An 18,252-nucleotide genomic window follows, 5' to 3' on the forward strand; every position below is an offset into this window, starting at 1 on the left:
GTCTACGGGGCGAGCCGATACACCGCGCCGGCGTAGTCGTCGGTGACGTACACCGCGCCGTCCGGCCCGGCGACCGCGGCCACCGGTCGTCCCCAGCGGGTGCCGTCGTCGTCCTGGAAGCCACCGACCAACGTCTGCTGTGGTCCCAATGTGCCGTTGCGCCAACCGAAGAACGACACCTCGGGCGCTTGCGGTGCCTGTCGGTTCCATGAGCCGTGCACCCCGACCAGCGCCCCCTGCCCGTAGGGCAGGGGCAGCGCGGCGAAACTCATACCCAGCGGGGCCGCATGCGCTCCCAACGTCTGCTCGACGGGCGCCAGGGCCGCACAGTCCATCTTGCTGCCGTCGGCGTTGGTCTCCATGTCCCGGATGAACCCGGCCGGTGGCGTGCCGTCGGGATTGCAGTACGGCCAACCCAATTCGCGTCCCGGCGTCACCTTCGCCACCGATTCCGGCGGATGGTCGTCCACATAGTCCTGGCGCACCCGGCCCTGCGGATCCGCGACGTTGTCCCGGTTGTTCACCGCCGTCCACAGTGCGCCGTCCGGCGCCAGGGCCAGGCCGGTGCCGTTGCGCACCCCGGTGGCGAACGGGGCGGCGGGCCCACCGCCGGGAGGCACCCGCATGATGGTGGCCCGCGGCGGGGTGGCGCCACGGTCCTCGGCTGAGACGTTGCCGGTCGATCCGATCGAGAAGTACACCGCGCCATCGGATCCCACGACCACACTCTTGAGCGCATGGGAGTAGGCGCCGTGCAGTTCGGGGCTCTTGGCGTCCGGCAGCCCACCGGCGACGGTGCGGCGGTTGACGGCCCGGCCGTCGACGTAGTCATAGGCGTCGACACGGTTGCTCTCGGCGACGTAGAGCGTCGGCCCGGCGAAGAACAGCCCGTGCGGCTGCTCCAGCCCGTCGAGCAGGGTGCGCTGGTCGGGGCGCACGATCAGGACCTGTCCGGTGGCCGGGACCGACACCAGCAACGCGCCGTCCGGGGCGAACGCGGCCATCCGGGCCTTGGGCACGCGGGCGATCACCTCGATGGTCCAGCCGGGCGGGATCAGGGCCTGGCGTGGCTCGTCGAGCGGATCCTGGGCCAGTTCGTCCGGTACCTGCAGGGCGGCGGATATCAGCCCTGCGGGTGGTTCGGCGCTCGATGGGGATGGTGGCGCCGGGTCGGGGTTGCTCCCGCACGCGACCAGTGCGGTCGCGGTGATGAGTGCGAGCGCGCTACGCGCCGCCCAGACCCGCATTCATCTCCCAGACCAGGATCTCGGCTTCCGTGTCAGCGGTGACCCGTGCGCCCGCGTCGGTGAGCCGGGCGGCGTCACCCTCGGCGAGCGGCCCCGCCCCCTCGAGCGTGACGGACCCGCGCGCGACGAACAGGTGGACGTAGCGGGCCTGCGGCAGGTCGACCGAATCGCCGGGCTGCAGGCGGGCGCCGTACAGCGTGGCATTGCGGTTGTGCAGGGTGACGGCCGCGTCGACGGCGCCGGAGGCGATCGGCGTCAACGAGTTGGCCAGTTCGATTTCCTGCTGCTGGTAGCTCGGCGTCACCCCTGCGGTGTCGGGCAGCACCCACATCTGCACGAAATGCACGGGCTCACTGGCAGATCCGTTCTTCTCGGAATGCTGCACGCCGGTGCCCGCCGACATGCGTTGCGCCAGACCGGGGTAGATCACCCCGGAGTTGCCCATCGAATCCTCGTGCGCCAGCCGGCCCGACAGCACCCACGTGACGATCTCCATGTCCCGGTGCGGGTGAGTGTCGAAGCCGCTCCCGGGCGCGACGATGTCGTCGTTGTTCACCAGCAACAGCCCGTGGTGGGTGTTGGCCGGGTCGTAGTAGTCGGCGAATGAGAACGAGTGCCGCGATTGCAGCCAGTCGGTCGTGCTCGCGCCGCGGTCGTCCGCGCGTCGGATGTCGACCTTGGACGTCCCGGAAGCCATGGCGCCAGCCTACCGACGGCCGTAGCTGACCAACTGGTGGATCGGGTAGGGCAACGGCTTAGTGTGTTGGGCGTGGAACTCAACGGAGCAAGCGCCATCGTCACCGGCGGCGCATCAGGTATCGGCGCGGCGACTGCCCGCCAGTTGGCTGCCAAGGGAGCCCGCGTTGTCGTGGCTGACCTGCAGGCGGATAAGGGCGAGGCCCTCGCCAAGGAGATCGGCGGCGCCTTCGTCAGCGTCGACGTCACCAGCACCGAGCAGATCGAGGCCGCGGTCAACAAGGCCGTCGAGCTCGGCCCGCTGCGCGCCCTGGTGAACTCGGCCGGCATCGGCTGGGCCCAGCGCACCATCGGCAAGGACGGCGAGTTCGCCTCTGCGCACAACCTGGACGCCTACAAGAAGGTCCTGGCGATCAACCTGGTCGGCACCTTCGACTGCATCCGGCTGGCCGCCACCGCGATGAGCCGCAACGAGCTCACCGACACCGGCGAGCGCGGCGCGATCGTCAACATGACCAGTGTCGCGGCCTTCGACGGCCAGATCGGCCAGGCGGCCTACTCGTCGTCCAAGGGTGGCGTGGTCGGCCTGACCCTCCCTGTGGCCCGCGATCTGTCCGCCGTGGGCATTCGCGTCAACACCGTGGCCCCCGGCCTGATCGACACCCCGATCTACGGGGAGGGCGAAGCCTCCGAGGCGTTCAAGGCCAAGCTGGGCGAGTCGGTGCTGTTCCCGCACCGCCTCGGCAAGCCGGACGAGCTGGCCTCGATGGTGGTCGAGCTGCTGACCAACTCGTACATGAACGCAGAGGTCGTCCGCGTCGACGGTGGCATCCGGATGCCACCCAAGTAACTCTCGCGAACAGACACGGAGGTCCCCCGGAGCGCACGTTCCGGGGGACTTCTGCGTCTGCTGGACAATCATCACGTGGTCGACACCTGGTGGGGTAACACGCTGATCGGCCTCGGGGCGGCCCTGGTGCTGAGCTGGCTGGTTCTGGTCATCGCGCTGATCATCGTGCGTCCGCGCGGGAACCTGCTCGCCGAGGCGCTGCGGATCCTTCCGGACCTGCTGCGGCTGATCCGGCGACTGGCCGCCGACAAGACATTGCCGCGAGGCGTCCGCGTCCGGCTTGCCCTGCTGGTCGTCTATCTGGCACTGCCCATCGATCTGATCCCCGATTTCATCCCGGTACTCGGCTACGCCGACGACGCCATCATCGTGACCGTGGTGCTGCGCAGCGTCGTCCGTCATGCCGGTGTGGCCGCCGTGCGGGCGCACTGGCCGGGCACTGACGACGGGTTCGACGTCCTGGTGCGCCTGACCGGGCTCGACCGCTGAAGAGACGCAAAACCCCCTTTCGACGCTGAAAGGGGGTTTTGGGTCTGGTGCGGAAAGTGTTACCAGTCCGACTCGTCGAACTTGATGACGCCGCGAATGTTGTTGCCGTCCAACATGTCCTGGTAGCCCTGGTTGATGTCTTCGAGCTTGTAGGTCCGGGTGATCATGTCGTCGATGTTGAGCAGGCCCGACTTGTACAGCGCCGTCAGCCGCGGCGTCTCCACGTGCGAGTTGCCGCCACCGAAGATGTTGCCCTTCAACGTCTTCTGCAACATGGTGAACAGGAACAGGTTGAGCTTGACGTCGGCGTCCATCATCGAGCCCATGCCAGTCACCACGCAGGTGCCGGTCTTGGCGGTGAGGATCATCGCCTCTTCGATGTACTCGCCCTTCATCTCGCCCACGGCGATGATGACCTTGTCACCCATCAGGCCGTGGGTGACGTCGATGACCGGCGCGATGGCCTCGGCCATCGACGCGTAGACGTGCGTGGCGCCGAACTTGATGGCCTGCTCACGCTTCCACTCGTTCGGGTCGATGGCGATGACGTGCTTGGCGCCCGAGATCACCGCACCCTGCAGCGCGCTCATCCCGATGCCGCCGACGCCGACGATGACCACCGTCTCGCCGGGCTTGACGTCGGCGACGTTGGTGGCCGAACCGAAGCCGGTGGGCACCGCGCAGCCCATGATGGCCGCGGTCTCGAACGGGATGTCCTTGTCGATCTTGACGACCGAATCCTTGTGCACCGTCATGTAGGGGGCGAAGGTGCCGAGCAGGTTCATCGGCGACACCTCGCGGCCGCCGGCGTGGATCCAGCTCCGGCCGTCGGCGATGGCCTTGCCGCCGAGCAGCACCGCGCCGCGGTCACACAGCGAACGGAAGCCCTTCAGACACGGCGGACATTCACCACAGGCCGGGATGAACGCGAGGATGACGTGGTCGCCCTCTTCGATGCCGGTGACGTTCTTGCCGACCTTCGTGACGACGCCGGCGCCCTCATGCCCGCCGAGTGCCGGCAGCGCCATCGGGGTGGCACCGGTGGTCAGGTGGTAGTCGGAGTGGCACATGCCCGCGGCATGCATCCGGATCTGCACTTCGTCGGCGACGGGGTCGCCGAGGTCGATCTCGTCGACCTTGAATGGCGAGTTGAGTTCCCACAGCAGGGCGCCTTTGGTCTTCATGGGAGGCGATAATAGAACAGGTTGCAGTACCGTCGAGTAACTGGCCTTTGACCTGCGCTGATTCAAGCTTGATTTCGTCGTTGACTGACGGTTGCGCGGCTGCGGGCCCGGGCCCGCGATGAGAACTGCGCCCGCAGCCGGTCTACCCCCACATGACCGAGATCAAAGCAAGCATCGTCCCGAACCTGTGGTTCGACCGGGAGGCCGAGCAGGCCGCGCAGCACTACATCGCCGCATTCGGTGGCAACGGCCGCGTCGTCACCACCATCGCCTCCCATCCCGATTCACCCTCTCCGCAGGATGTGCCGGTGGTCGTCGAATTCGAGCTGTCCGGGCAGCGCTTCGTCGGCATCAACGGCGGTCCGCAGTTCACCTTCAACGAGGCCGTCTCCCTGGAAGTGCGCGTCACCGGCCAGGAGGAACTCGACCGGCTCTGGGCCGCACTGGTGGAAGGTGGCGAGGAATTGCCGTGCGGCTGGCTCAAGGACAAGTACGGACTGGCGTGGCAGATCACCCCGACCGAGTACTACGAGCTGTTGGCCAAGGGTGATCCCGCGGGCGACGCTCGGCTGATGTCGGCAGTGCTGAGCACCCACGGGAAGTTCAACATCGCCGAGTTGCAGGCGGCCTACGACGGTTCATAGCCGGCGCTAGGGCAGGACGGCAGGCAGCCCGAACTTCTCGAAGAGCGACAGCTCCATGAACGCCACCACGTGCGAGATGCCTTCGGGCTGCACCTCCAGGACATGCAGCTGGAACGCCTCGTGCCGGCCCGTCTCTCGGTTGAGCATGTACATCGCCGCGGCGGGCTGGCCGTTGGCGCTCGTCGCGATGAACCGCATGTCCCCGGGCTCCTCTGCCGGGCACTTGTACCGGGACAGGTCGCCGATGGCCTCCGGCCCCTGGTACCAGCTGTCGAACGGCGGCATTTCCCAGATCGCCTCGGCCGTGAAGAGCTCGACCAGCTTGTCGATGTCGTAGGCCTCGAACGCGGCCATGTAGTTGCGCAGCAGGTTCTGGGCGTGCGGGGAGTCCGGCGGGGCGATCTCGTCGTCTTGGCTCGGTCCCACCGCGTCGAGCTGGGCCCGGGCCCGCTGGAGCAGGCTGTTGACCGCGGCAGTGGAGGCCCCGATGGCCTCACCCACCTCGGCAGCTTTCCACTGCAGCACCTCACGCATCACCAGCACCGCGCGTTGGCGTGCCGACAGATGCTGCAGGGCGGCGACGAACGCGAGCCGGACCGAATCGCGGGTCCCGACGATCGTGCCGGGATCCGCCGGGTCGTCGGTGGAATCCGGCAGCGGCTGCAGCCAGGGGATCTCGTGGTGCTCGGAGATCTCGTCGGTGGGCGAAGAGCTCGGGTTGCCCAGGCCCGACGGCAGCGGGCGGCGTTGCCGGCCGTCCAACGCCGTCAGGCAGGTATTGGTGGCGATGCGGTACAGCCAGGTACGCACCGAGGATTTGCCCTGAAAGCCCTCGTAGGACTTCCAGGCGCGCAGGTAGGTCTCCTGCACCAGGTCCTCGGCATCGTGCAGTGAGCCGGTCATCCGGTAGCAGTGCGCCAGCAGCTCACGCCGGTAGCGCTGGGCATCGGCCAGGAACGCATCGGCCGGACTGTCGTCATCGAGGCGGTGAGCGAGGACCGTCACATTCGCGAGCTTACGCAGCACCCCCGACAACTTCGATCGAATACGCTCGCCAAGGTGACCAGCACGCGCAGTGAACAGACCTTCGACGGCGTCGGCGGGGTCCGCATCGTCTACGACGTGTGGACTCCCGATGTCGCGCCGAGAGGCGTCGTCGTCCTCTCGCACGGCCTCGGTGAGCACGCCGGGCGCTACCACCACGTCGCGCGGCGGTTCGGAGAGTCGGGGCTGGTGGTCTACGCCCTCGACCACCGCGGTCACGGCCGCTCCGGTGGCAAGCGGGTGTACCTGCGTGACATGTCGGAGTATGTCGGGGACTTCCGCACGCTGGTCGGTATCGCCGCCGCCCAGTACCCGGCCCTGCCGCTCCTCGTGCTGGGGCACAGCATGGGCGGCGGCATCGTATTCACCTACGGCGTCGAATACCCCGACGAATACACCGCGATGGTGCTGTCCGGGCCCGCGGTCGCCGCGCAGGCCGCGGTGTCCCCGGTGCTGGCGGTCGTGGCCAAGGTGCTGGGCAAGATCGCTCCCGGGCTGCCGGTGGAGAACCTCGACGCCAACGCGGTGTCCCGGGACCCCGCGGTGGTGGCCGCCTACAACGCCGATCCGCTGGTGTGGCACGGCAAGGTGCCCGCCGGTATCGCCCGGGCGCTGATCATCGTGGGCGAGACCATGCCGCAGCGCGCCTCGGCGCTGACCGCGCCGCTGCTGGTGGTGCACGGCGAGAAGGACCGCCTGGTGGCCGCCGAGGGCAGCCGCCACCTCGTGGAGTGCGTGGGGTCGTCGGACGTGCACCTCAAGGTGTACCCGGGCCTGTTCCACGAGGTGTTCAACGAGCCGGAGAAGGAGCTTGTCCTCGACGACGTGACGACCTGGATCGAGACGCATCTGTGAGAAAGCTTGTAGCGGTGGCACTTTCAGTGCTGCTGGTGGCCGGCTGCGGGACGGAGTCCGCCAAGGAGTCCCAGCAGCCGTCCTGGACCGACACCGACGTCACGTTCGACGCCGACGGCCTCACCATCCACGGGACCTACCGGCACCAGGAGGCGAGGGGCCCGGCCGCGCTGCTCATCTCCGAGAGCGGTCCCACCGATCGCAACGGCGACAACAAGGTCGTCGGACCCGTCGGCAACATGCGTCAGCTCGCGGAAACGTTGTCGGACAAGGGCGTTGCCAGCCTGCGTTACGACAAGATCGGCACCGGCGCCACCAAACTCGGCCCGTACGAGAAGAAGCCCGCCGACGTGGTCAGCGGCGTCTACACCAGCGGGGCGCGCGCCGCACTGCGGTTCCTGGCCGGCCGACCCGACACCGACGCGGCCAAGCTGTCGATCTACGCGGTGGGCGAAGGCGCCGTCCACGCGATGACCCTGGCCGGTGCAGGTGATCCGAAGGTCCACTCGCTGGCGCTGTTCCAGCCGCTGTCCGGCCGCTACCTGGACATCATCACCAACCGGGTGCGGTCCGGCGCCACCCCCGAGGTGCTGACGGCCTGGCTGGGTGCCGTCGACGAGATCCGCACGAAAGGCACCGTGCCCGCCAACCTCCCCGAGGGCTTGAGCGCGATCGTCAACAAGGACAACCTCAACGCCATCATCGAGGCCGACAAGATCGACCCCGTTCAGTTGGCCGCCGCGCTGCCCGACGGCATGCCGGTGCTGCTCACCTGCTCGGATTCCGATTCCCAGGCCAGCTGCGCGATCGAGCGTCCGCTGATCGACGCGCTCAAGCACACCGCGCTGACGCTCGTCGAGCTCAAGGGCGTCAACCATGTGCTGCGCGACGATCCCACCGACAGCATCGCCAACTACGGCAAGCCCGGATCGTTGTCGCCGCAGGTGGTGGACGCGGTCGGCAAGTTTGTCGGTGCCGATGGCTAGGTTGGTCGCGTGAGCGACGACAAGATGTTGGCGCGGATCGCCGCACTGTTGCGGCAGGCAGAAGGCACCGACAACACCCACGAGGCCGAAGCATTCATGGCGGCGGCCCAACGGCTGGCCACGGCGACCTCCATCGACCTGGCACTGGCCCGGTCCCACTCGGCCGAACGCACCAAGGCGCAGATGCCCGTGCAGCGCACCATCACCATCGGGGAGGCCGGCACCAAGGGGCTGCGCACCTATGTGCAGCTGTTCGTGGTGATCGGCATGGCCAACGACGTGAAGTGCGACGTCGCGTCCAACTCGACGTTCGTCTACGCCTACGGGTTCGCCGAGGACATCGACGCCACCCACGCGCTCTACACCAGCCTGGTGCTCCAGATGGTCAAAGCGTCCGAGAGCTACATCGCCTCGGGTGCGCACCGCCCGACACCGACCATCACCGCCCGGCTCAACTTCCAGTTGGCGTTCGGAGCCCGCATCGGGCAGCGGCTGTCGGAGGCCAAAGAAGAGGCCCAGCAGGAGGCCGACCGCGATGATCGCCCGGGAACGGCAATCGCGTTGCGGAACAAGGACGTCGAGCTGAAGAGCTTCTATCGATCAGCGTCGCAGGCCAGGGGCACGTGGCGGGCCAGCAGTGCATCGGCCGGATACTCGTCGGCCGCCCGCCGCGCCGGGGACCGAGCCGGCAGGCGTGCCCGGCTCGGGCCGCAGCAGGAGATCTCCGGCGCGCGCGGCGTCCTGGAGAAGTGAGCGCCCGCGACAGCCAGCGGGCCCGCGTCTACGCCGCGGAGCAGTTCGTGCGGACCATGTTCGACCGTGCGGCGCAACACAGTTCGCGGGCCATCGACTTCTTCGGCACCTCGCTCACCTTGCCGCCGGAGGCGAAATTCGGGTCGGTGGACTCGGTGCAGCGCTACGTCGACGACGTCGTCGCCCGGGTTGGTGCCGGTCCGGTGGCGGTGCGTCCCCGCCGGGGCGCCACCGCGGCGCACTACGAGCTGAGCGACGGCAAGGCCGTCATCGCGGTACCCGAGCGCGACACCTGGGCGCTGCGAGAGTTGGTGGTACTGCACGAACTTGCCCACCACCTGAGCCAAGCGGACCCGCCGCACGGACCGGACTTCGTCGCCACCCACATCGAGCTGTGCACGGCGATCATGGGCCCGGAGGTCGGGCTGGTGCTGCGGATGGTCTACGGGAAAGAGGGCGTGGCCTGACTCTGCGGCTAGCCTGGCGAAGGTGACCGAGCCCGCTGAAGTCGATGCCATGTTCAACGAGGTGTTGCGCACCGAGGACGACGCGCTGGCCGCGGCGCGTCAATCCGCGCACGACGCCGATATGCCGGCCATCGAGGTGTCGGCCCAACACGGCAAGCTGTTGTCGCTGCTCGCCACGATCTCCGGGGCGCGCCGGGCGCTCGAGATCGGCACTCTCGCCGGCTACAGCACCATCAACCTGGCCCGCGGCGTGGGCGAGGATGGCAGCGTCGTCACGCTCGAGTACGAGCCGCGCCATGCCGAGGTGGCACAGGCCAATCTGGCACGGGCCGGTGTCGCCGACCGGGTCGAGGTGATCGTCGGTGCCGCACTCGACACGTTGCCGCGGCTGGCCGAGCGCGGTGACGTCTTCGACCTGGTCTTCATCGACGCCGACAAAGAGAACAACGTGCGCTACGTGGAGTGGGCGATCAAGCTGGGCCGTCCAGGCTCAATCATCGTGGTGGACAACGTCACCCGGTTCGGGCGGGTGCTGGCACCGGCGGCCGACGACGCGCAGGCGCAGGGTGTCCGCGACATGCTGGAGATGATGGGCAGCCATCCGCGGCTGGATACGGCCGCCATTCAGACGGTGGGCACCAAGGGCTGGGACGGCTTCGCTGTCGCGCTCCTCAAGTAACCCGCTCTGACCGCCTCCTCGAACGCCACGAGCGTGCGCAATCTGCTGGTGGTTGTCGGTGTGTCGACCAGCAGACGCGCACGCTCGCGGAGATTAGGAGAGAGCGTCCTGCGGCTCGCGCTGGATCGGCTTGGGCCACGGCTCGGGCTTCGGCCGCTGCCGAACCATCTGCGGCCACCAGAACCACTTGCCCATCAGTGCCGCGATGGACGGGGTCATGAAGGACCGGATGACCAGGGTGTCGAACAGCAGGCCCAGGCCGATCGTGGTTCCTACCTGGCCGATCACCGCCAGCTCGCTGACCGCCATCGACATCATGGTGAAGGCGAAGACCAGGCCCGCGGAGGTGACCACCGATCCGGTGCCGCCCATGGCGCGGATGATGCCGGTGTTCAAGCCTGCGTGTATCTCCTCTTTGAATCGGGAGACCAGTAGCAGGTTGTAGTCCGCGCCGACCGCCAACAGGATGATCACCGACATGGCCAGCACCATCCAGTGCAGTTCCAGGCCGATCAGGTGCTGCCAGATGAGCACCGACAGACCGAAGGAGGCGCCCAGGGACAGCACCACTGTGCCGACGATGACCGCGGCCGCCACCACGCTGCGCGTCAGGATCAACATGATGATGAAGATCAGGCACAGCGAGGCGATTCCGGCGATCAACAGGTCGTAGTTGGCGCCTTCCTGCATGTCCTTGAACATGGCCGCGGTGCCGCCGAGGTAGATCTTGGAACCCTCCAGCGGGGTGCCCTTGATCGCCTCCTTGGCCGCCAGCTTGATGGGTTCGACGTGAGCGACCCCTTCGGGGCTCATCGGGTCGCCCTCGTGGCTGATGATGAACCGCACGGCGTGCCCGTCGGGGGACAGGAACATCTTCATGCCGCGCTTGAAGTCCGGGTTGTCGAAGGTTTCCGGTGGCAGATAGAACGAGTCGTCGTTCTTGGCCGCGTCGAAGGCCTGACCCATGGCGGTGGAGTTGTCCTGCATCGCCGCCATCTGATCCTGCATGCCGCCCTGGGTGGCCTGCATGGTCAGCATCATGGTCTTCATCGTCTTCATGGTCGCGATCATCGGCTGCATGTTCGCGATCATCACCGGGATCAGAGCGTTCATCTTGTCCATGTCCGGCACGATCTGCTCGAAATCGGCTGTCATGGTGTCGATTCCGTCAAGGGTGTCGAACACCGACCGGATCGACCAGCACATCGGGATGTTGTAGCAGTGCGGTTCCCAGTACAGGTAGTTACGGATCGGCCGGAAGAAATCGTCGAAATCCGAGATGTGGTCGCGGAGTTCCTTGATGTCGTCGACCATGCCGTGCATCTTGCCGACCATGCTGTTCATGACGTCGCGCATCTGCTCCATCAGCGCGATCATCTTGTCCATCGTGTCGATGGTGACCTGCATTTCGTCGGCCTGCTTGAGCATGTCGGCCATGCGGTCCTGCATGTACTTCTGATTCATGGTCTGGGTCGTGCCCTGCATGCTGATGTTGAACGGGATCGAGGTGTGCTCGATCGGCGTTCCCTGCGGGCGCGTGATGGCCTGGACCCTGGAGACACCCGGCACCCCGACGATGCGCTTGGCGATCCGCTCGATCACCAGGAAGTCCGCCGAGTTGCGCAGATCGTGATCGCTTTCGATCAACAGCAATTCGGGATTCATCCGGGCCGGGGAGAAGTGCCGGTCCGCGGCGGCGTACCCGGTGTTGGCCGGCAGGTCGGCGGGCAGGTACTTGCGGTCGTTGTAGTTGGTCTTGTACCCGGGCAGGGTCAACAGGCCGACCAGCGAGATGGCGATGGTGGCGATCAGGATCGGTCCGGGCCAACGCACCACGGCGGCACCGATCTTGCGCCACCCGCGAGTCCGCATGGCCCGCTTGGGTTCCAGCGTCTTGCCGAACTTGGTGGCCACCGTGATGATCGCCGAGCCGAGGGTCAGGGCGACCAGCACCACCATGACCATGCCGATGGCCAGCGGGATACCCAGCGACTGGAAGTAGGGCAGGCGCGTGAAGTGCAGACAGAACGTGGCACCGGCGATGGTCAGGCCCGAGCCCAGGATCACATGCGCCGTGCCGTGGAACATCGTGTAGTAGGCCGACTCTCGGTCTTCACCGACACTTCTGGCCTCTTGATATCGGCCTATCAGGAAGATCGCGTAGTCGGTGGAGGCGGCGATGGCCAGCATCACCAACAGGTTGGTGGCGAACGTGGAGAGCCCGATGATGTTGTAGTAGCCCAGGAACGCCACCAGGCCGCGGGCGGCCGACAGTGACAGCACCACCATGAACAGCGTGAGGATCACCGTCACGATGGAGCGGTAGACCGTCAGCAGCATGACGATGATGACCACGAACGTCAGCGCGGTGATCATCTCGAGGCTGCGGTTACCGGCGATCTCCTGATCGGCGGCCATGGCGGCCGGTCCGGTGACGTAGGCCTTGACGCCATCCGGCGCCTGGACGCTCTGGACGATGTGCTCGGTGGCCTCGACCGATTCGTTGGCCAGCGCCTCACCCTGGTTACCGGCGGTGTAGACCTGCACATAGGCCGACAGGCCGTCGGAGCTCTGGGCACCGGACGCGGTCAGCGGATCGCCCCAGAAATCCTGGACGTGCTCGATGTGCTTCTTGTCGGCCTCGAGCTTTTCGACGATCTGGTCGTAGTACTTGTGGGCGTCATCGCCCAGCGGCTTGTCGCCCTCGATGACGACCATGACCGAGCTGTTGGACTTGAACTCCTGGAACACCTCGCCGACGCGCTTCATCGCGATCATCGACGGCGCGTCGTCCGGCGTCATGGACACCGAGCGCATCTTCCCCACCTCTTCGAGCTGGGGGACGATCACATTGAGAACGCCGATGACGGCGATCCAGCCGATGATGATCGGCACGGCCAGGCGCCGGATCCACTTGGCGATGCCGCCGTGGTTGCTGGGCTGCGGTGCGGAGGCGACCGGGATCGAGTCGGTCGGGGTGTCGTAATTGCTCATGCAGATTTCACCAAGCAGAAGGTCTGGGCGTTCACGCCGTTGGAGGTTCTCTCGTCCTTGAGTTCGTCATCGACGGTGATGCGGCAGCTGATCGTGTCGCCGTTGCCCTGCGCAACGATGTTGGGGAACACCGAGGGGGCGGTGGACTCCAGCCGCAGCGTCCAGGGCAGGGTCACCCCGTCGATGCGCTGGGGCTGGGCGTCGAGATCGAGGTAGTTCACGTCCGCGGTCGCTCCGGGCACGCCGTAGATCTCGTAGACCACGACCTTGGGATCGAACGGCTTGGTGTCATCGACCTTGGCGCTGGCGATACCGGTGCCGTCGCCTGCGCCGAAGAAGGTCCGTACCCGCATCACCGTGAATCCGCCGACCACCACCACCACGATGATGATCAACGGAATCCAGAACCGTCTCAACAGCTTCATATTCGCTGGTCGGCCTTTCGGAGGTCAGGTACGCGGTGACGTACCGGCTAGCTGCGCAGCTCCATTGCCACTTCGTGATCATGTCGGCGTCGGCGGATTCCCGCCAACATCTTTCTACGTCGACATCCGCGGCGAGTTCCCCGCCGGAATCGTCCCCGAAGGGACTGACCGACATCTCCGAGATCAGCCGGCTGCCCGGCGCGCTCATGGCGGTGATGTCGACGACGAGCCGACGCTGCTCATCCAATGGGATGAAGGGTAGTACGCCTTCCACACTCCACAGGGTCGGCCGTTCGGCGTGGAATCCGGCTTGAGTGAGTGCGGCGGGCCAGTTCGCGCTGATGTCGGCGGGAACGCCGCGGACATCAGCCGTCGGTGTGGTGCCGGCCAGTGCGTCGGTCTTGACCTCGAGGATCGCGGGGTTGTCGACGACGTACACGGTGGTGCCGACGGGCCATGGCAGTTGATAAGGACGCGGGTCCAGATCGGAAGCGAGGAAAACCACCTGCTCGACGCCGGTTTCGACGGCTGCCATGAGGTAGGTGTCGAGGTGGTCTGCCAAGGGTGCCAGGCATGAACTCGGCATCAGTACACCTCCCCGCGGATTTCCTTGCCGGATGTAAAGTGAAACCTATACAGTCGGCTAACTTCAATCAAGTTAGTCCGTTTAATTTACGGTGTGATCTAGCACCCTTGGGTACGCTCAGCGCGACGAAGGGACAGGTGTGGCGAAGGCTGTTGCGCCGCGTGGCTTTGCCCGCGAGCGAGTGCTGGAAGCGGCGTTGAGCCTGTTCGCGGAGCACGGTGTGAACGGCACGTCGCTGCAGATGATCGCCGACCGTCTCGGCGTCAGCAAGGCAGCCGTCTACTACCAGTTCCACTCCAAGGACGAGATCGCGCTGGCGGTCATCCAGCCCGTCTTCGACGACATGATGCGGCTGGTCCGGATCGCCGAGGCCATGTCCACACCCGAGGCCCGCCGGGAGGCCGCCGTCAGCGGCATGGTGGAGATGGCGGTGCGGCACCGGCGGGTGACCGCCGTGTTCCACGGCGACCCCGTCATCGACGGCCTGGTGCAGAGCCGGGCCGAACTTCAGGACACGATCGAACGGCTGACCGGGATCCTGCTCGGTCCCGACCCCGACGCGGCCAGCCGGATCTGCATGTCGGTGCTCGCCGCAGGCATCTATGGCAGCGCGACCGACCCGGCACTCAACGACGTCACCGACGAGGAGCTGCACCGGGTGCTGCTGGAGTGCGCGCAGCGGTTGCTCTGCGCGCAGTCCACACCCGTCGCCTCCGCCTGACTAACCCCGCAGCGCCGACGCGAAGATCGCAGGCAACTTGCCCCATCCGGGTGCCCCGGCGAAGTCGACCAGCAGCCGGCCCGTCGTCGCGGCGGTGCGGTTGTTGACGAACCACGGCGGCTTGGGCGACAACGACCACTCCCCGTGAACCACCGAGCGTGGTGCGGGCCGGAACGGGCCATGGACCACGGTGCGCTCCGGGCGGTCGAGCAGAAAAGCGTTGTGCACCACGCCGGTTCCGCTCTGGATGTCGTTGCGCTTGTGTCCGGGGAACGCACCCCAGGTCGCCGTCGGGGTCAGGTAGCCGACGCCGGTCCAGGCGTTGATCGCGATGGTGCCGTAGCGCAGCTGCTCGACAAGGTGGTCGAACTTCTCGCCGAGGCCGGCGAGGGTGTCCGGGTGGGCGATGATGTTCACCCCGAGGGTGCCGACGAACTCGTCGTTGGCGACTCGCACGGCCTCTTCGGCGAATTGGTCGTCAGGGACGTCGAGTTCGATCACCCCGAGCACCGGACCGAAGTACTCGGTGCGCAACAACGCATCCCGGTCGGCCGGATCGACCACCAGCACCCGGGCACCCCTCGAGCCCAGATGCTGTGCGTCCGGATACGACGCGTCCGCGCTGGCCACCCGGACGTCGGAGCCGGGGTAGTAGGCGGGCCGTGCCGGTGCGTCGTTGACAGCCTTGCGGATCGCGGCGATGAACTCCTCGCGCTGCGCCCAACGCTTGGGCAGCACCACCACCTGTGCGGCCACGCAGTTGTAGCCGTTGTTGTGCAGACGTTGCGTGGCAACGTGATTGGCCTGGAACTCGATGTCGGAATTGCTCCACGTGCCGGGCAGCACAATGGTCGGGGACACCCCGCCGAGCTCGGCGGTCATCTCCTTGTCGAGCACCGGCTCGTCCGCGGCCTTGCGCCGGGCGCCCTCTTCCCCGGTGCCGAACACGATGGCGTCATACGTCAGCGCGCTGCCGGTCATGTGCACATGGTCGACGAGCTTGTGCCGCACCAGGTATGTCCCCGCCTCGGCTCCGCCGGTCAGGATCCGCACCGCGCCGATCGCGATGAACGGGGCGAGCACCGTGGTGAGCACGGGCAGCAGCGGATCGGTGATCGGGTTGAGCTTGAGGGCCACCACCCGGTTGTTGGCGTACAGCTCGTAGATGGTGTCGAGCGGGGCGATCGAGAAGATGTTGCCCGCGCCCAGAACCGCGCCGACGCCGTTGGTGCGGGACGGGTCGCGTTGAGCCAGGCCGGCCGCCCGAATCGCCTCGGCCTTCTCGATACCGGGCTGCAGCCACACCTCGGCGCTGAACCCGGACATCAGTAGCTGGTCGAAGGTGTTGAGCGGTAAGGCCTTTACCGTGGTCCGGCCGCCCGGGGCGTAACCGAACTCGGCGCCGTCGAGCGGGCTGCGGCCGGCCTCGAGTTTGGCCAGGCTCTCCGAGAGGGCGCCCAGGCCGGCTGCCAGTGAGTACGGACCGGAAATCCATTCCTCGCCGACCAGCGGTGAGGACGGGTCCAGTTGTTTGATGCCGACGGCAGCGTCGACCCACTCGGCGGCGTGGCGCACGGTCAGGGCGCGCACCTCGTCGAGCAATCCGCGGCGGGCCGCCAATGACAGGGAGGCCCAGGTCTTTTCGCCCTCGACGAGTTCCTCGAGGGCCTCGTCGATCTGCGTTTCGGTCATGTCAGCTCGCGCTCTTGTCGAATTGCACCAGTGCGTCGTGATGGTTGTGGACGTACGGGGTCGGGCCTTCACCCGCTTCCCGCTTGGCCACGATCGCAGCGTACTGCTCGAACGGAGTGGTCCGGTCCCATTTGGCCCTGGCCTCGGCCGGGGTGTAGGTCACGGTGTTCTTGGCCGGGATGTCCATCAAGGTTGGGCCGACGATGGGTGTGGTGTGCGGCGTGGTGAGGTCCAGGACAGCCAGCTCGAGGCGCGGATTGGCGGCGATGACCTTCAGGAAGGGGCGCACCACGGCCCGTGCTGCGATGTCGGCGATCCGGCGCTGGGGGATGCCGCCCAGCAGCCGCATCCACTGCGGCATGGTGGCGATGATGGCGGCCCGCATCGGAATGTTGAACGCCGTGCGCATCCAGCGCGGCATCCGCTCGGGCAGGATGTGGTAGCCCAGGTCGACCAGGTAGTCCATCATCCGCTGGGCCACCTCGGAGCCGACGAGATCGGGCCGGAAGCTCTCGAAGTACTCGCGGATGCCCTCGCGGGTGCGCGGTACGTCGTCGGGATTGATGGTCTGGAACTCCGCGGCCCGCGCGCATTCCTCCCAGTACTGGCTCTCCTCGGCCGCGGTGAGCTTGCCGGGGCCGAACATCTCGTAGCTGTAGAGGATCGAGTGCCACGCGGTCAGGTGGATCCACAGCTGCGAGTGCGGATCGTTGGCGTCGAACGGGCGCTTGGTGATCGGTTCGGTGCCGATGGCCTTGGAGTGGATCTTGACCAGGATCTCGGACGCGTCGAGGACGGACTTGGCATCGCCGAAGGCGACCAGGGCGAAGTACTGCATGGTCCGGTCGTAGCGCAGTCGGGTGCGGGCGTAGACCTGCCCGGTGGCGTCGACCGCGGCGGCCAGGAACGGGTCGAGGTGCTCGATGGTCACCGCCCGGGAGAAGCCGATCAGCAGCGAGGTGGGGTAGCTCCACACCTTCCAGGTGACCGAATCCGGGCCGAAGAAGCCGTAGTCCTCTGCGGGTGCCAAGGGTTCGGCGACTGCCGGTAGGCCTGCTGCTTTGCGAACTGCGATCAACGCGTTCATCTGCGTCGTTCCCTTCAGAATCAAGTGGTACATCACGTACCAGTTGAGTGAATGGTACGACATGTACCACTTGATTGGCTAGGGTGTATCTGTGGAACCAGGCGTGAGGGGCGGCCGATGGGCAGGCCAGCGGGAACGCCGACGGGCAGAGTTCGTCGACGCCGCGCTGTCCGCGATCGCCGAACACGGTCCGCAGACCTCGACCGAGCAGATCGCCGCGTACGTCGGGGTCACCCGCACCAAGCTCTACCGGCACTTCGCCGGCGCCGCCGACCTGCAGCGCGCGATCGCGCAGCGCGCCGCCGAGATGCTCCAGGCCGAACTCGCGCCGCTGTGGACCCCACACGGTTCGATGTCCCAGATCATCGAGGCCAGCGTCGGCGCCCACGTGCGATTCCTAGTCGAGCACCGCAACCTGTACCGCTACCTGGCGCGGTGCTCACTCGGCGAGGACGCCGCGACGCCTGACGCCATCGCCGACATCAGGCTGACCATCGGGACCCAGCTCGGCGTGCTGTTCACGGTGTACCTCAACGCTTTTGGTGTCCCCACGGATCCAGAGCCGTTGGCCTTCGCGATCGTCGGGCTGGTCGAATCGACGACCGGCCGGTGGCTCGATCAACCCGGTTCCACCGAGCAGGACCGGCTGGTGGCCGATCTGGTGCGGTGGATCTGGCTGCTGGTCGACGACACCCTGCGGGCCGGCGGTGTGTACGTGGACCGTGCCGAGCCGCTACCGACACCCGATGTGATCGCCGCGCAGGCCGAGACGTACCGCGACCCGGCCCGCGTCGGCGCCGACGTCTGAGGCTTCTTTTGCACCGCGAGCGTGCGCGTCTGCTGGCCGCCACGC

The 18,252-nt window shown here is 66.9% G+C and carries 19 protein-coding genes; 10 read left to right on the forward strand and 9 right to left on the reverse strand.

Annotated elements, in window-relative coordinates; translation table 11 throughout:
• Positions 1-2: 2 nt before the first annotated feature.
• Both G6N57_RS06845 and G6N57_RS06850 read right to left on the reverse strand, forming a co-directional pair.
• Positions 3-1,247, reverse strand: a complete 1,245-nt coding sequence (locus G6N57_RS06845) for a PQQ-dependent sugar dehydrogenase (RefSeq protein ID WP_077739821.1) — start codon at positions 1,245-1,247, stop codon at positions 3-5.
• Positions 1,225-1,944, reverse strand: a complete 720-nt coding sequence (locus tag G6N57_RS06850; RefSeq protein ID WP_077739822.1) for a pirin family protein — start codon at positions 1,942-1,944, stop codon at positions 1,225-1,227. Before G6N57_RS06850 ends, G6N57_RS06845 begins: the two co-directional genes overlap by 23 nt.
• A 72-nt stretch (positions 1,945-2,016) precedes the next feature.
• Here G6N57_RS06850 and G6N57_RS06855 point away from each other — a divergent pair, with 72 nt between their 5' ends.
• Positions 2,017-2,793, forward strand: coding sequence for an SDR family NAD(P)-dependent oxidoreductase (locus tag G6N57_RS06855; RefSeq protein WP_036390576.1), 777 nt, complete (start codon positions 2,017-2,019; stop codon positions 2,791-2,793).
• 75 nt (positions 2,794-2,868) lie between these two features.
• Complete coding sequence (locus tag G6N57_RS06860; protein WP_077739823.1) at positions 2,869-3,282, forward strand: YkvA family protein; 414 nt, start codon at positions 2,869-2,871, stop codon at positions 3,280-3,282.
• Between the two features lie 59 nt (positions 3,283-3,341).
• Here G6N57_RS06860 and G6N57_RS06865 read toward each other — a convergent pair whose 3' ends face one another.
• A complete protein-coding gene (locus G6N57_RS06865) occupies positions 3,342-4,466 on the reverse strand; it encodes an NDMA-dependent alcohol dehydrogenase (protein ID WP_077739824.1) in 1,125 nt (374 codons plus the stop codon).
• Between the two features lie 152 nt (positions 4,467-4,618).
• Between G6N57_RS06865 and G6N57_RS06870 the strand changes: the two genes are divergently transcribed.
• Positions 4,619-5,110 (forward strand): VOC family protein, encoded by a 492-nt coding sequence (locus G6N57_RS06870; RefSeq protein WP_077739825.1) that lies wholly within the window; start codon positions 4,619-4,621, stop codon positions 5,108-5,110.
• Between the two features lie 6 nt (positions 5,111-5,116).
• Here the strand turns inward: G6N57_RS06870 and G6N57_RS06875 are convergent, their stop codons facing one another.
• Entirely contained in the window at positions 5,117-6,145 is a 1,029-nt protein-coding gene (locus G6N57_RS06875; protein WP_077739826.1) for a sigma-70 family RNA polymerase sigma factor, read from the reverse strand.
• Between the two features lie 24 nt (positions 6,146-6,169).
• Here G6N57_RS06875 and G6N57_RS06880 point away from each other — a divergent pair, with 24 nt between their 5' ends.
• From G6N57_RS06880 to G6N57_RS06900, 5 genes are read left to right on the forward strand one after another with little or no spacing between them, the layout of a single operon-like run.
• Positions 6,170-7,009, forward strand: a complete 840-nt coding sequence (locus G6N57_RS06880) for an alpha/beta hydrolase (protein ID WP_077739827.1) — start codon at positions 6,170-6,172, stop codon at positions 7,007-7,009.
• On the forward strand, positions 7,006-7,995 hold the full coding sequence (locus G6N57_RS06885) for an alpha/beta fold hydrolase (RefSeq protein WP_077739828.1): 990 nt from the start codon (positions 7,006-7,008) through the stop codon (positions 7,993-7,995). The genes G6N57_RS06880 and G6N57_RS06885 overlap by 4 nt, the downstream gene beginning before the upstream one ends.
• A gap of 9 nt (positions 7,996-8,004) precedes the next feature.
• Complete coding sequence (locus G6N57_RS06890; protein ID WP_097926257.1) at positions 8,005-8,748, forward strand: DUF2786 domain-containing protein; 744 nt, start codon at positions 8,005-8,007, stop codon at positions 8,746-8,748.
• Positions 8,745-9,215 carry a TIGR04338 family metallohydrolase gene (locus tag G6N57_RS06895; protein ID WP_077739830.1) on the forward strand — a complete coding sequence of 157 codons (471 nt, stop codon included), beginning with the start codon at positions 8,745-8,747 and terminating at the stop codon, positions 9,213-9,215. Before G6N57_RS06890 ends, G6N57_RS06895 begins: the two co-directional genes overlap by 4 nt.
• A 49-nt stretch (positions 9,216-9,264) precedes the next feature.
• Positions 9,265-9,894 (forward strand): O-methyltransferase, encoded by a 630-nt coding sequence (locus tag G6N57_RS06900; protein WP_165777790.1) that lies wholly within the window; start codon positions 9,265-9,267, stop codon positions 9,892-9,894.
• A 93-nt stretch (positions 9,895-9,987) separates the two neighbouring features.
• Here G6N57_RS06900 and G6N57_RS06905 read toward each other — a convergent pair whose 3' ends face one another.
• From G6N57_RS06905 to G6N57_RS31975, 3 genes are read right to left on the reverse strand one after another with little or no spacing between them, the layout of a single operon-like run.
• Positions 9,988-12,888, reverse strand: a complete 2,901-nt coding sequence (locus G6N57_RS06905) for an MMPL/RND family transporter (protein ID WP_077739832.1) — start codon at positions 12,886-12,888, stop codon at positions 9,988-9,990.
• Complete coding sequence (locus G6N57_RS06910; RefSeq protein ID WP_234815784.1) at positions 12,885-13,271, reverse strand: MmpS family transport accessory protein; 387 nt, start codon at positions 13,269-13,271, stop codon at positions 12,885-12,887. The genes G6N57_RS06905 and G6N57_RS06910 overlap by 4 nt, the downstream gene beginning before the upstream one ends.
• Positions 13,177-13,899 (reverse strand): SAM-dependent methyltransferase, encoded by a 723-nt coding sequence (locus tag G6N57_RS31975; protein ID WP_077739834.1) that lies wholly within the window; start codon positions 13,897-13,899, stop codon positions 13,177-13,179. Before G6N57_RS31975 ends, G6N57_RS06910 begins: the two co-directional genes overlap by 95 nt.
• 139 nt (positions 13,900-14,038) lie before the next feature.
• On the opposite strand from G6N57_RS31975, the gene G6N57_RS06920 reads away from it, so the two are divergent.
• Positions 14,039-14,620 carry a TetR/AcrR family transcriptional regulator gene (locus tag G6N57_RS06920; RefSeq protein ID WP_077739835.1) on the forward strand — a complete coding sequence of 194 codons (582 nt, stop codon included), beginning with the start codon at positions 14,039-14,041 and terminating at the stop codon, positions 14,618-14,620.
• On the opposite strand, the gene G6N57_RS06925 is transcribed toward G6N57_RS06920, so the two are convergent.
• Positions 14,621-16,312: an aldehyde dehydrogenase family protein gene (locus G6N57_RS06925; RefSeq protein WP_077739836.1), complete on the reverse strand. Its 1,692-nt coding sequence runs from the start codon at positions 16,310-16,312 to the stop codon at positions 14,621-14,623.
• Position 16,313: 1 nt separating this feature from the next.
• The gene (locus G6N57_RS06930; RefSeq protein ID WP_234815780.1) at positions 16,314-17,462 is read right to left on the reverse strand and encodes an oxygenase MpaB family protein; all 1,149 of its coding nucleotides are present in this window, start codon (positions 17,460-17,462) and stop codon (positions 16,314-16,316) included.
• A gap of 28 nt (positions 17,463-17,490) precedes the next feature.
• On the opposite strand from G6N57_RS06930, the gene G6N57_RS06935 reads away from it, so the two are divergent.
• Positions 17,491-18,207 carry a TetR/AcrR family transcriptional regulator gene (locus G6N57_RS06935; protein ID WP_097926258.1) on the forward strand — a complete coding sequence of 239 codons (717 nt, stop codon included), beginning with the start codon at positions 17,491-17,493 and terminating at the stop codon, positions 18,205-18,207.
• The last annotated feature ends 45 nt before the right edge of the window (positions 18,208-18,252 follow it).

Source organism: Mycolicibacterium boenickei (assembly GCF_010731295.1).
In the GTDB taxonomy this organism is placed as follows: Bacteria; Actinomycetota; Actinomycetes; order Mycobacteriales; family Mycobacteriaceae; genus Mycobacterium; species Mycobacterium boenickei.